Source organism: Rothia sp. 88186D007BW, assembly GCF_053544215.1.
Genome location: NZ_JBPPTR010000003.1, coordinates 1 through 13,211 on the forward strand (window position 1 = coordinate 1; position 13,211 = coordinate 13,211).

At 56.3% G+C, this 13,211-nt stretch carries 14 protein-coding genes; 6 read left to right on the plus strand and 8 right to left on the minus strand.

Annotated elements, in window-relative coordinates; genetic code table 11:
* From ACEE09_RS02140 to ACEE09_RS02165, 6 genes are all read left to right on the plus strand, one after another.
* Window positions 1-651 (plus strand): IS3 family transposase (locus tag ACEE09_RS02140; protein WP_449081656.1); only part of this gene is annotated, 651 nt, incomplete at its 5' end.
* 318 nt (window positions 652-969) lie between these two features.
* The gene (locus ACEE09_RS02145; protein WP_449081658.1) at window positions 970-1,785 is read left to right on the plus strand and encodes a glycosyltransferase family 25 protein; all 816 of its coding nucleotides are present in this window, start codon (window positions 970-972) and stop codon (window positions 1,783-1,785) included.
* Window positions 1,786-1,928: 143 nt separating this feature from the next.
* Window positions 1,929-3,023 (plus strand): acyltransferase family protein, encoded by a 1,095-nt coding sequence (locus ACEE09_RS02150; protein ID WP_449081660.1) that lies wholly within the window; start codon window positions 1,929-1,931, stop codon window positions 3,021-3,023.
* A 131-nt stretch (window positions 3,024-3,154) separates the two neighbouring features.
* A complete protein-coding gene (locus ACEE09_RS02155; protein ID WP_449081662.1) occupies window positions 3,155-4,462 on the plus strand; it encodes a SufS family cysteine desulfurase in 1,308 nt (435 codons plus the stop codon).
* A 46-nt stretch (window positions 4,463-4,508) separates the two neighbouring features.
* Window positions 4,509-4,967 (plus strand): Fe-S cluster assembly sulfur transfer protein SufU, encoded by a 459-nt coding sequence (gene sufU / locus ACEE09_RS02160; protein ID WP_449081664.1) that lies wholly within the window; start codon window positions 4,509-4,511, stop codon window positions 4,965-4,967.
* 250 nt (window positions 4,968-5,217) lie between these two features.
* A complete protein-coding gene (locus ACEE09_RS02165) occupies window positions 5,218-5,652 on the plus strand; it encodes an adenylyltransferase/cytidyltransferase family protein (RefSeq protein WP_237198666.1) in 435 nt (144 codons plus the stop codon).
* A 106-nt stretch (window positions 5,653-5,758) separates the two neighbouring features.
* Here the strand turns inward: ACEE09_RS02165 and ACEE09_RS02170 are convergent, their stop codons facing one another.
* The 8 genes from ACEE09_RS02170 to ACEE09_RS02205 form a co-directional block, all read right to left on the minus strand.
* The gene (locus tag ACEE09_RS02170) at window positions 5,759-6,265 is read right to left on the minus strand and encodes a DUF2505 domain-containing protein (protein ID WP_135010995.1); all 507 of its coding nucleotides are present in this window, start codon (window positions 6,263-6,265) and stop codon (window positions 5,759-5,761) included.
* Between the two features lie 89 nt (window positions 6,266-6,354).
* Window positions 6,355-6,951: a glycosyltransferase gene (locus ACEE09_RS02175; RefSeq protein ID WP_449081667.1), complete on the minus strand. Its 597-nt coding sequence runs from the start codon at window positions 6,949-6,951 to the stop codon at window positions 6,355-6,357.
* 9 nt (window positions 6,952-6,960) lie between these two features.
* Entirely contained in the window at window positions 6,961-7,410 is a 450-nt protein-coding gene (pssD, locus tag ACEE09_RS02180; protein WP_237187093.1) for a PssD/Cps14F family polysaccharide biosynthesis glycosyltransferase, read from the minus strand.
* Between the two features lie 6 nt (window positions 7,411-7,416).
* Window positions 7,417-8,622: a YveK family protein gene (locus ACEE09_RS02185; protein ID WP_449081669.1), complete on the minus strand. Its 1,206-nt coding sequence runs from the start codon at window positions 8,620-8,622 to the stop codon at window positions 7,417-7,419.
* A gap of 29 nt (window positions 8,623-8,651) precedes the next feature.
* The gene (locus ACEE09_RS02190) at window positions 8,652-10,178 is read right to left on the minus strand and encodes a lipopolysaccharide biosynthesis protein (protein ID WP_449081671.1); all 1,527 of its coding nucleotides are present in this window, start codon (window positions 10,176-10,178) and stop codon (window positions 8,652-8,654) included.
* Window positions 10,178-11,464, minus strand: coding sequence for an O-antigen ligase family protein (locus tag ACEE09_RS02195; RefSeq protein ID WP_449081673.1), 1,287 nt, complete (start codon window positions 11,462-11,464; stop codon window positions 10,178-10,180). Before ACEE09_RS02195 ends, ACEE09_RS02190 begins: the two co-directional genes overlap by 1 nt.
* Before the next feature lie 4 nt (window positions 11,465-11,468).
* Window positions 11,469-12,380 carry a glycosyltransferase family 2 protein gene (locus ACEE09_RS02200; protein ID WP_449081675.1) on the minus strand — a complete coding sequence of 304 codons (912 nt, stop codon included), beginning with the start codon at window positions 12,378-12,380 and terminating at the stop codon, window positions 11,469-11,471.
* Window positions 12,380-13,126 carry a CDP-alcohol phosphatidyltransferase family protein gene (locus ACEE09_RS02205; protein WP_449081677.1) on the minus strand — a complete coding sequence of 249 codons (747 nt, stop codon included), beginning with the start codon at window positions 13,124-13,126 and terminating at the stop codon, window positions 12,380-12,382. Before ACEE09_RS02205 ends, ACEE09_RS02200 begins: the two co-directional genes overlap by 1 nt.
* Window positions 13,127-13,211 lie beyond the last annotated feature (85 nt).

Here is a 13,211-nt window from a genome sequence, read left to right on the forward strand (position 1 = left end):
GATATTGGTCGGGATCAGACCTACCGACTCATGAAAATAGCCGGTGTTGCTGGTGCTCATCGGGGTCGTAAACCTATGACCACCAGAGCGGCCACAGTGATTGATGACCGTCCTGATTTGGTTCAGCGTAACTTTACCGCTGATGCGCCTAACCGCCTTTGGGTAGCAGATTTTACCTATGTCAGAACCTATTCAGGTTTCTGCTATACGGCCTTCATTACTGATGTGTTTTCCCGGAAGGTTGTGGGTTGGGGTGTTTCTTCGACCATGCATACTCTGGGGATGCCTTTGACGGCGTTGAAGCAGGCGCTTTTTGAAGCGAAGAAGGGTGGCTCTGATCTAACGCAGATTGTGCATCATTCTGACCGTGGTTCGCAGTATATTGCGCAGGATTACACTGCTGGTTTGAAAGAACTAGGAGTGCAGTTATCAGTCGGTTCTACTGGTGATTCGTATGATAATGCTCTGGCTGAGAGTGTGAATGGTGCTTATAAGGCTGAGCTGGTGAGGAATCGCCTTTTTGCTTCAGTTGGTCAGTTGGAGGTTGAGACTGCGTCTTGGGTTGCTTGGTGGAATGCTGGTCGGTTGCATCAGAGTCTTGGTTATCGGACTCCGCAGGAGGTGGTTGATGGTGCTTTAGTGGTCTTATAATTGTCGGAACTAAAGCCAGTACATATCAGGCTGTTAGTAGCGTGGTGAATCGCTGGTTGGATAGCTCTGTTGTAGGCTGGTGCTACAACGGTCTTTTCGGTTGGTGTGGAGGTTATTTGGTTGAAAATTTAACTTTTATTTTGCTCTGTGGTGGATCTATAGTCTCTTGGTGAGTATGAGATGACCTACTTTTGAATAGAATTCAATTCCAGTAGATCATCTATAATGAAATAGTTGCCAAGCGGATAGGCCAAATTATTAAACTGCTATAATTATAGTACCTGAGATATATTTATCGAAATGAAAGGATTAATTTTAATGAATATTTATAAATATGTTATTAGTCTAGAAGGTTCAAGTAGAATTGATGGATTTAAAAAGCAAAAAGGGGCTGAAAACTTCAAAATATTTGATGCAATAGATGGGAAGTATTATAGTGGACAAGATTTTAATAGAAATGGTTTTAGAAATCTCTATGGATTTGATGCATCAGATCCCGTCGTTGGGTGTGCTGTAAGCCATTATTTGGTGATGAGGGATTTTGTTTTAAATTCTAGTGATGACTCCGATCTGCTCTTAGTTGCCGAGGATGATGCAATATTTTCAAAAAACTTTGAGGAGGTAGTTGAAGGGGTTGTCAAAGATATCTCAGGCTTGCAGGTGGCGCTTTTGGCTACACCTTTTAGTTCAGCTGATAAAAAGAATTTCTTTAGTGATGATGAGTATTGGTTTCAGCAATCTCTGATAGGGAAAAAATATTTAAATAAATACAAGTTGGCAAGATATGATGGGACTGTCTGGGGTACGGGTCTATATGTTATGACCCGTGATGCTGTTTGTAATTATATAAAGTTCGTTGAAAGATGTTCCGGAATTCATTGGGTTGCGGACGCATGGGATTATTTTAAAGATCCTGCTAATTTGGATATCCTTGTTGTGAAGCCATCTCTTGCTTCATGGGTGGGAGATAGTGGTATTCAAGCACATGGTTTTATTGAGAAAAATGGGTATTCAAATACAAAAATCGGAAAAATAAAAGAATTGGTTGGGCTGCGCACGCGGTGTAAGCGTGCACGTTCGGTTGTTGCTGCTACTTTATATAATTTATACAAAATCTTAACTTACCCCAGGTAGTCTTCAAAAACTCTAAATGAGCATAAAAGTGAATGAAATCGCGTAGCGTTGAGGGGCTAAAGAGAGGCTTATTCATAAGGGGTGCCCAGCAGCGTTTTCACGCCAACTAGAAACAAACATCTCTACGAAGAATCAGGTAAATAATGGATGAGGCAAACAAGGTCGGGACGCTGACTCTTGCAGATCGGCTGAGCACAAACAATAACGCGTTGAATTTTGTACGCCTTGTGCTAGCTACTCTAGTTATCTTTGGGCATGCATTCCTACTGGGAGATTTTGAGCCATTAGTTATTGGCTCCTTTGCTTTGGGTGCGTGGCACGGTACGGCTGTTGAGTGCTTTTTTGTTGCTTCTGGATACCTTATTCTTGCTTCAGGTATGAGAATGAGAGCAAAACCATTTTTATGGAGACGCTTCCTTAGAATTTATCCCGGATATCTTATAGCGCTACTAGCTACAGCTTTTATATTTTCTCCTCTTGGAAAAGTCTTCGGGGCTGAATGGAAACTGTCAGAAGCACTATACTTCTTCTTCAAATCACTAACTCTCAAATCGGGTGATTTGCCTGTCAACGCAGATGTTCCCTTTGCGGTTACGTGGAATGGTTCGTTGTGGACCCTCTTCTACGAGGCTCTTGCCTATGTGGGGGTGTGTCTCTTTGTGATGGTTCCATGGGTTCGTAAACATCTGAAACCAGCGGTAATAGTGCTAGCTACTCTGATGGTTTTGATTTCCTTATTTATTCCTTCCTCTGTCTACACTTTCTTTCCGGGGCCGCTAGAAGTTATTATCGCGAACGGTGTGAGGCTCTGGACCTTTTTTGCGGTAGGTATGCTGTTTTATGTCTTCGCTGATAAAATCCCTGCAAGCTTACCTTTAGCTGTTGTTGCATGCTTAGTTACACTCTCCTTGGTATCGACGTCCCATAATATTTGGGGCAGCATTATCATTTTTGTTGCAATGCCCTATATGGTTCTAGCGTTGGGAGCAACACTGCCTACTCGCATTGGCACTCGAAATGATATTTCATACGGGATATATGTATATGCTTTCCCTGTTCAACAGCTACTTGTATTAGCCGGAATTACGCAGTATGGGTGGTTTTTTACTGCTTTTTCTTGTTTTGCTCTTACCTTACCGCTAGCTTTCTTGTCATGGCATTTCATTGAGAAACCAGCCATGCGGTTTAAACGGTTAGTGCCGACAGGGCTAGGGAGTTACACAGAAAAGATTGCATAAGCCGGTGTATACCGCTTTGGGGACCCCTCTGAGTATCCAAAGCCCACCCTAACTACCAATTCCGCCCCGCAGGGAATAGGCTAGAAAAACATGCCGTTATACCAGGCGTACCCAACGGAAAGGCAAAAACAGTGGCCAGTAGCTACAGCACTCCAGCCGGAGCAGAGCTCACCAACGAACTCGTCACCGACCTACGCAAGGACTACCCCATCCTCAGCCGCGAGGTCAACGGCCACCCCCTGGCCTACCTCGACACCGGAGCCACCAGCCAAAACCCCCTCCAGGTACTCGATGCCGAACGTAACTACTACCTCGGAGCGAACTCAGCCGTCCACCGCGGTGCCCACACCCTCGCCGTTGACGCTACCGACGCCTTCGAAGACGCCCGCCGCACCGTCGCCTCCTTCATCGGCGCCGCCGAAAACGAGCTGGTCTGGACCTCCAATGCCACCGAAGCCCTCAACCTGCTCACCTACTCCTTCGGCAACGCGTCCGCCGGAATCGGCGGGGACGCCGCTGCCCGCTTCGCGCTGGCAGAGGGCGACGAAATCGTCACCACCGAGCAGGAACACCACGCCAACGTCATTCCCTGGCAGATTCTGGCAGCCCGTACCGGCGCCACCCTACGCTACATCCCCGTTACCGATGAGGGCCTCATCGACTACGAGGCAGCCGAATCCATCGTCACCGACCGCACCCGCATCCTTGCCTTCACCCATGTCTCAAACGTAGCGGGCTCTATCACCGACGTGGACTTCATGGTCACCCTGGCTAAGAAGGTCGGAGCTCTGACGGTGCTGGACGCCTGCCAATCAGTGCCCCACATGCCCGTCGACGTGAAAAAACTCGGCGTAGACTTCGCAGCTTTCTCAGCCCACAAGATGTTAGCCCCCACCGGTATCGGTGCCCTCTACGGCCGTAACGAGCTGCTTGCAGCCATGCCCCCCTTCCTCACCGGTGGCTCCATGATTACCAAGGTCACCATGACCGAAGCGGAATGGATGCCTGCCCCCATCAAATTCGAGGCAGGCACCCAGCGGGTCTCCCAGGCCGTCGCCTGGGCCGAAGCCGTGCGCTACCTGCAGCACCTGGGCATGGATCAGGTTCACGCCTGGGAATCCAAGCTAGGGCAGCTCCTGGCAGAGGGCGTCAGCTCAATCCCCGGCGTCCGCCTCATCGGCCCGGCAACAGGGCAGCCCCGTGCCGGCCTGACCGCCGTTCACGTCGATGGTGTGCACCCCCACGACGTCGGCCAGCTGCTCGACGAAAAAGGCATCGCCGTGCGCGTAGGCCACCACTGCGCCCAGCCCCTGCACCGGGCACTCGGCATCACTGCATCAACCCGAGCCAGCGCCTACATCTACAACACCACCGACGAGGTAGAGCGCTTCATCGAAGAACTCGCCAAGGTACGCAGCTACTTCGGCTACACCGACTAAAGATAAGCGCAACTAGCCCCCCCACCGTGAAAGAAGGACACCGACTATGAGCGGTCTTGAACAGCTCTACCAGCAGATCATTCTCGAACACTCCAAACAGCGCTCCGGTGAGGGACTCATCGACCCCGCCGACGGAACCCGGGCCGCAACCAACCACCAGTACAACCCCACCTGCGGCGACGAAATCAACCTGCGCGTTACCCTCAAAGACGGTGAGAACACCATCGACACTATCTCCTGGGAAGGCGACGGCTGCTCCATTTCCATGGCAGCTGCCTCCGTACTCTCAGAGATGGCCCCCGGCATGAGCACCCAGGAATTTCAGCAGCTTGTCGACGACTTCCGTGAGATGCTCCGCTCCCGCGGTCAAATCGAACCCGATGAAGAAGTTCTGGGCGATGCAGCAGCTTTCGCCGGTGTCTCCAAGTTCGTAGCCCGCGTGAAATGCGCCATGCTCTCCTGGGTCGCAGCCGAAGAAGCCACCAAGGAAGCAGCAGCTGCCTAACCCGGCATAAAATCCTAGCTCAGCTCAAAGCCCCAGCTCAGCGCACAGAACCCACCCCAAAGTGTCCGCCCCTGTCGGGCTGTAGCGGGGTGGGTTTTGTTACCCCAACCACGCCCTGACCTGGGCTGTCCCCCAAAGTGCCCCCGGTATCGTCCTTACCTTGCTCCCCACCTTAACGTAGGGTTAAGTGGAGAAACACACCTGTACTAGCGCGTTCGCACCGCGCCCACACGCACACTCTGGGGGACCCATGAACATTGGCTATGCCGCCGGCGCCTTCGACCTTTTCCACGTTGGCCACCTCAACATCCTGCGCCAGGCCAAGAAAAACTGCGACTACCTTATCGCCGGGGTAGTCTCCGACGAGATGCTCGAACTTACCAAGGGCCGCAAGCCCATCGTGCCGCTGGCCGAGCGCATGGAAATCGTCTCCCACATCGACTTTGTGGACGAAGTCCGCGCTGAAACCGTGGTCGACAAGCTCGAAACCTGGGAACAGGTACGCTTCAACACATTCTTCAAGGGCGACGACTGGAAGGGCACCCAGCGCGGCATCGACCTGGAAAACCGCTTCGCTGAGGTCGGCGTGCAGGTAGTCTACTTCCCCTACACCGCCCATACCTCCAGCACCAAGCTGCGGGCAGCACTTGAAGCGCTCAACACCCCTGTCGCCGCTGCTGCGTAACTGCTTCCTGCCCTAGAGCAAAGCCCAGACATAATGAAGGACGCCCCGCCCTCCTTCCCCTTGAAAGGGGAGTGGAGGGCGGGGCGTCCTCGGTATCTACGGGCTCTTAGTAGTTAGCCTTGATGTACTCTTCGGCGCTGGTGCCCAGGGCTGAGAAGACGCGGCCAATCTGGGGCTCAGCTGCTGCAGCAATCTTCTTACCAACCAGGGGAATGGAGCACTTGACCTCACCGTCGACCTTAACCTCGGTGGTCTCACCGGCGGGGGTCAGGGTCTGGGTTGCGTTACCGGTAACGGGGATACCCTTGACGGTTACCTCAGACACCACAGTGCGGGAGCCGTCAGCCGCAGGAGCCGACACCCGGTCAACCTGAGAAACAGTCACACCGTTGGATACGCCGGGGAGCTTCTTCGCCATATCGGGAATACGGTCAGCGGGGATAGCGCGCACGGTGGTGGCGGTAAAGGCACCGGCGGGGTCACCATCAACAGAGAAGGACTCGAAGGAGATACGGACCTTTTCGCTGGCGAAGCGAGCGAAGTTCTCGTCAGCAAAGGCGCGGATGACGTTGTCGATAGAAGCGTTGATGGTGGTTGAACTCTGAACAGCCATGGGCTCTCTCTTTCAGGGGCGGTGATAAAGGTGTCGTGCCCTATTCTACGGGGTGTGCTTGAGGGCGCGAAAGCGCGGAGCAGCCTTGCTTACTGAGAGCGGAATCCGGCAATAATCTGGGCGGTTCGGCGGATGAAACCGCTGTTATAGGCTGTGCCCAGGGCTTCTAGCTCGGCTGAGAGGTTATCTGAGGCCTGGTCACTACCGGGCACCCGGTAGGTGCCCCGGAGCGAACCGGGGTCGGCAAAGGCCGCGTCCAGCTTGTTTCGCAGGTCTTCGGGGCTGGTAACAACGATAGCCTCACCGTGGGTTTCCATAACCCGGGAGAACTCGACCTGGTGGTTATCAACGACTTCATCGAGCTCAGCCACACGCGGTACAGCAAGCGGGATAGCCCCGACCTCACGGGCATCGAGAATCGACCCCGGGCCACCCTGAACCAGCACTACTTTGGCAGCCCGGTAAAGATCAAGCAGGTCGGCCCGGGGCATGCGTTCGACGGCGTCCGCATGCTGGGGAGGCGCGGTGAAACCGTGCTGCACCAGTGCCGTGACCTCTGGGCGATCTGCCAGGTAGGAATCAACCCACTGAATCAGCCGGTCAAAGTGGTGATGGTCGGTGCCCAGAGACACCACTAGATCGTAAGCCTTAGCCTGGGCGGCATCCGGGCGCGGGTTTTCTGTCACGGCAGCCTCCTAGAGAATATGGCCGATATTGACGGCTTCGGGGAAGGTTTTCTTCTGCTCATCCCACTGCACCACAAAGAGGTCGCTCATGGGGTAGCACATGCGGCCGGTGAGGGTGGGCATGGTAATGCGGTCATAGGCCTCGATAAAAACGGTCTTGATGCCCAGCAGCTTAGCAATGATAAAGAAGGGCACAGCGACCGCGGCTCCGGTGGAGACCACCGCATCAGGCCGCTCCTTACGGAGCACCCGCCAGGCTACCCCGATATTGCGAATAGCGTTGGGAATGTTGCGGGTGGTGGGGAAGTGCACCCAGTAGGTGCGCTCGCCCTCTAGAGCAGCTTTGACTTCGGGCAGCTCGAAGGTGGCCCAGGCACGGTCGTGTTCTTTCCAGAATTTATCGAGGGCAATGAGCTGGGCCAGGTGGCCGCCAGCGCTTGCGGTGAGGAGTACTTTCATGGCTGCTTATTTCTGGGTGGGTGCGTCGAAGTAGACGGGGATGACCTTGGTGGAGCTGGCCGGGGTGAGCTCGTCGAAGAGTCGCTGGGCGCTCTTGACGGTGCTCTTTGAGGTAAAGGGCAGCAGCAGCACGCGGGTATGGTCGGCGGCCAACAGGACCTTTGAGGTCGAGGCAGACGCGGGGGCATCGATGATGACGGGGGAGTTCTGCTTGATGTGGTCCTTGAGGTTCTCCAGGCCCAGGGCGTTGAAAGTAGCGGCGTCGGCGATGCTGTAGTTGCTATCGGTGAGGACACCGGTGAGCAGGGAAGTCAGCGAGGCTGCTGCGCGGGGGGTGGGGGAGAAGATGGTGATGCCGCGCAGATCGGCGTTCTTGAGGCGCCCGTCTGCTACGCCGATACGGCGTAACAGCTGGGTTGCTGATTCGGTTTCGGCACCGCGGGCAATGATGGAGACGGGAGCCCCTGAGATTTCTGAGAGGCGCTCTGAGTAGCCCAGGGTGCGGTTGGTGCGGTCTACAACGTAGGCTGCGAAGATACCGATGAGCAGACCCATGGCGCCACCGATGAAGATGGTCTGGGCCAGGCTAAAGTTTGAGGGGGCGTCGGGCACTTGGGCCTCTGAAATGATGGTGCCGCTGTCGGTAGAAGTTGCTTCTAGGGTCAGAATTGCCTGGTCAACGAGGGCCTTATCCATACCGTTAGAGACAGCGTCGATGTTCTCTCGGGTCTCTTCTCGGCTGGCACGCAGGGTATCTGATCGATGGGCCAGGTAGGCGCGGGCAACGGTGTTGGCGATATCTGCTGCCTCGTTGGGGTCCTTGGCATTGACGATGATATCGAGGATAGTGCTATTGGAGTGCCCCGCTGCGGTGACCTGGTCTTTAAGGTCGGCTACGTCCATACCCAGCTCGTCGGCTGCGGCCTGCAGAACCACCCGGGAGGAGGCGATGGCTTCTTCGGTGTCCATGTCGATGGAGTTGAGGGCAGCACGCAGGCCACTGGCGCCGGCGCTGGGCTGGGTGACGTTGATGACGGCCTTGGACTCATAAGAGTGGGGCAGGGCTAGGCCGGCGACTGCACCCAGGGCAGCGAAGATGAGGGCGCTGATGAGTACAACGATTTTGTGACGCAGGATACGGCGGACGGCGGCCCCCAGCGAAATGGGGGTAGCCTGCTGGTCGTTGGCTCTGGCTCGTGAGGAGCGTTCCATGTGTGTTCCTTCCCTAGGAGTGTATGGGCCTAGCGGCGAAGTTTGCGAGTGATTGATGTGACGAGAGATTCAAGGCCGATTGCTCGGCGGAAGCGGTAGATGAGGACTAAGTAGAGGGGGACAAGGAGTAGCGCGTAGACGGCTAGAGCTACGAGGCTCTGCCCCCAGAGGGTAATAATCGCGGCTGCCCCCACGCCCGGCGTCAAGGCCGCTAGAGCCATGACCGGTAAAATTTCGCCAGGGCGCGGGCGAATACCCAGTTTGCCGTAGACCTGGGCGGTAGCAAGGCCACAGTCGGTGAGGACGGCTGCCGCCCAGGCTGTTGCTGCCCCGGCAAGCCCCCAGAGAGGGATGAGCGTTAGGTTCAGCACAAGGGCTACCAGCAAAGCTGAAAGCTTGTTGTAGAGCTGCCAGCGGGCGCGTCCGCTCATCAGCAGTACCGACTGCACGCCGCCTGCCGCCATCTGCACCAGCATCGCCGCGCCGATGATATAGAAGAGCGGGGCGCCAGCGGTAAAACCTTCACCGAAGAAACCCAGTAAGACCGGCCCAAAGGTGGCAAGCGTAATGAAGAAGGGCCATCCGACAGCAATCAGAATACGGGTAGCGGAGACAAAAATCTGGCGGGCCCGGGGCTGGTCGCCGGTAGCGATAGCTGCTGAGATATCGGGGCCGGTGACCACCCGGGCGGTGTGTTCAACCATAGCGCCCACCCGAACACAGCGATTGACGGCACCGTAAATACCGCTAGCAGCGGGCCCCAAGAAGAGGCCGATGAGCAGCACATCAACCCACTCCAGTACCGCTTCGACCATGGCAGAGACACCGCGAGCCGAGCTAAAAGCCCAGAACGAACGGGCCGACTCGGGGGCTGCCACAGCGCTAGTGGGAACCTGCTCGACCGCAAGATGACGAGCCTGGTAACTGGGCACGTCCTCCTGCTGGGGCATATATTTCCGCACCCAGAGCGCTGCCACCACAAAAACCACCAGAAGGGGCACAGCCCAGGCAAGCGCCAGGTAGGCGATAGCTCCCGAGAAGGCCACCGCCAGTAAGACCGCGCCGATACGTAGGGTCGGCAGCAGGGCAGACTGCAAGAAGGTGAACTCAACCGTGTGCCCCAGCCCGCGCAGGGCACCGAAACACAGGGTCATCCAGGCTGCCACCACCACAAAGGGGGCTGACACGAGAACTGCGGCGCGGACGTCCGCCCCCAGGCCCGGGGTCACAGCCGGTAGCGCACAGAGCAGGGCAGCGGCAGCTAATACCAGAGCGATAACAGTGGCCGGACCGAAAGCAAAACGCATGAGCTGAGGCAGGCTAGAGTAGCGCCCCACGGCGCGTTGGGCGCTCATGGTACGCACCAGGCCGGTGTCGGCACCGAATACGCACAGAGAGGTGGCAATCGCGAAGAAAGCCATGACCTGGAAGAAGGCACCGGCCCCTGCCTCGCCCACCCCGTTAGAAACAATCAGGGTGGCCACAAAAGCAGCGGCAGAACCGTACATCACATACAGGGACGAAAAAGCCCCACTGCGGGCAAGCGAACGGGCCATCACAGACCCTCCCCGTACATGCGCGAACGCATCATCAGCGCCACCGACAGCATCAGCACGGTCAGCTGAATCACGTCAAAAGAGTAGAAGAAAACCACGGCCAGAGCCGCAACAATCACCGAGTGCACCCACATACCGGTAATCGAAGCGATGTTCCAGGTATTAATCAGAACCGAAACAACATAGAGCAGGAAAAGCCCCAAACCCACAAAGCCAAAGCAGAACATCAGCGCCCAGACCTGGCCTTGAGTACCCATCGACACACCCACGCTATCGGCCATCTTCGAGGTGCCATAGCCCACTAGAGGAGAGCGCAGGGTGTACTCAAAGGTCAGCTCGTAGAGCGAAGCGCGACCACCGGTGGAGTCAGAATACTCCTGACGGCCCAAAATATCTTCGACAGCGCCAGAAACCATCAGGTAGGTCACCGCACTAATGCCCAGCACCGCACCGATACCGAGCGCCCGCCAGTCACCCTTGAGTAGGAGCCGGAAGAGCACATAGGCAAAAGCTGACCCCAGACCAATAAACATACCCCGGTTAGAAGTAGCCACAGCAGGCACCAGCGACAGAGCCACCGCAAAACCCAGCCCCAGCTGAATCTTCTTCGAGTGCACACCGGTCATCACCGCAAACACCACAGGGGTCAGCAGTGCGTAGGCCAAGCCCCAGGAGTTAGCGTAGGGGAAAGGCGCGGACGGACGGATATAAGCCACCTCAGCGCCCCAGGGCCACTGCACCTCAGCCATCGGCGGAAGCACATAGTCCTTCACCAGCTCGTTATTGAGCAGGGCCCCCGGCAGAATGAAACTCATCGGGGTCGGCAGACGGAAATCGGGGAAGGCCAAGGCCAGGTACCCCAAAATCACCACCGTGAACCAAATCGTCAGCAGCCCACCCAGCATGATGTGGTTGGGAATGCGCTCGCGGGCATTGAAGAAGTAGAGCGTGTAGATACCCACGTTAAAGATATTCATGTAGCGCTGGAACCAGCCCAGGAACTCTGAAGCGGTATCAACCGAAACCACACAGATAAGGCCCCAGAACATGAGGGCAAACCAGATCCACATGGTGGAGTGCACCAGTACATGGCGGCGCATGACCATGAGCACAATCATCGATGCTGCAAGAAGGGTGGGCGCAAACTGCATCATGCCCATAGCCCATACGAGTGGGAAGCCGTAGAGCAGAACCAGAATGGGCCAGGCAGGCAGGGGAGCTCCGGCGGTAGGAGCAACAGCAGATAAAAACCTGTTGTGCCGGTGGGTCGGGGTAAGCACGGTCATGGGGCTAGAGGCCTCGACCGGTCTTATTCACAGCCGCCAAAAGTGCAGAGGGGCTCACCAGACCCAGGGCAACAGGCAACGCAGCCCAGGCTCGTAGCTGCGCGGGATCACGGCGCAGCGTAGCTTGTACATAGGCAAGAGCCAGCTTTTTATTCCCCAGCGCAGCGTGAATAAAAGCAATCTGCCCCGTTATGCGGGCAAGACCCTTGGGGTCGCTTTCAAACTCGGGGAACTTGCGCAGCAGGTAGGTGAGACCCGCGGCCATGTTTTCCCACTTGCCAGCAAAGAAGGACGGGCGATCCCACAGAATCAGTACCAGCGGCTTTTCGACCGAGTAGATATCACCGAACTTGGTGGCGCGCAGAAGCAGATCGTAGTCTTCACCGTAGGCAGCCGGGAGGTCCTCGTCAACGAGCCCCACGCGTCCTAGCAAATCTGAGCGGCGGTAGAGCATCGCCGAGGGGTGGATTTCGGTGATGCGGGACCGGAGAAAATCAGCGAAGGTGGCGCGGGCGGGAGCTAAACGGTCAATATCTTTACCGCCGGAGCGCACCCGGATACCCGAAGAAATTGCAATTGCCTGCGGGGCACTCTGCCAGAGCTCTAGCTGGTCAGCAAGCTTGGTCGGCAGCCAGTAATCATCGTCGTCGCAGAACCCAAGGATATCTCCTGCAGCCGCCTCAATACCGGTGTTGCGGCCACCGGCTAGACCCTGGGGGCGGGTATTAGGGATAGTGCGCAGGGAGCGGTTCTCAGGAACCTGAAGATCTGCCAGCGGGTCAATCTCAACGTGGTCAAAGACCACCAGCACCTCAACCGGGCCGGTATAAGTCTGTTCGAAAAGAGCGGTAACCGCGGTACGCAGTAGCTCAGGACGCTTGCCGTTCGTGGCGATAATGACGGAAACACTCTGCATTAGGCACCTGCCGGCTGAGCGAGGGTAACGAATTTACGGCGCATGGAAAGCAACACGGTGGCAGTATTGGCAGCAAAGAGCAGGCCATAGACCAGCACGAAGCCAAGCCCGGTGCCCCAGAAGATAAAAATCCAGCAGAAGGTACCGGCGTCCATGTGCAGGTTGACGAAAGAACGGAGGGTGCTACCGGTAGCCGGGGCAGCAGTACCCCGATTATTGCGTAGCTGTTCAGCCAGAATCTGGCTCATGAAATGCCCCGTAACAAGAATCGTAAAGGCAAGGGGGAGCCACCAGAGCTGCCAGCCGGTTACAGGGAAAGCCTGAGGGTACTTGATAAAGCCCACCAGAATCGTCAGATGCATTGCGGGGGTGCGCATAGCGTCAACCACGTGGTCGAGCCACTCACCGGCAGGGGAGGACGCCCCCGTCACGCGAGCAACCTGACCATCCGCCGAATCCAGGGCGTAGCCCAGCGCAAACAGCAGAGCCACCCCAACACCCAACAGGGGCGAAGGCGGGAAGAAAATCATCAAGAGCATACCCAGCACAGAAACCGTGGCGCTGAGAGCAGTGACCCCGTTGGGCCCAAGACCAGCCTTGACCGCAGCCGCAGCAAAGATACGGGCAACACGACGGTTGACCCAGCGGGTATAGGCAGGCACCCCAGCCCCAGACTTCTGGGCAGAGTTCAGTTGCGTCAGTGTTTCCCTAAACCCACGGGGGGCCAAAGTGCGAGTGCTAGTCATAAACCCTAGTTAATCCTTGAAAGTGTGTGCGAGACGGGCGTGGCTCTGAGTCTTAGGCAGAGCTACCACAGTGCGATGGTTAGGA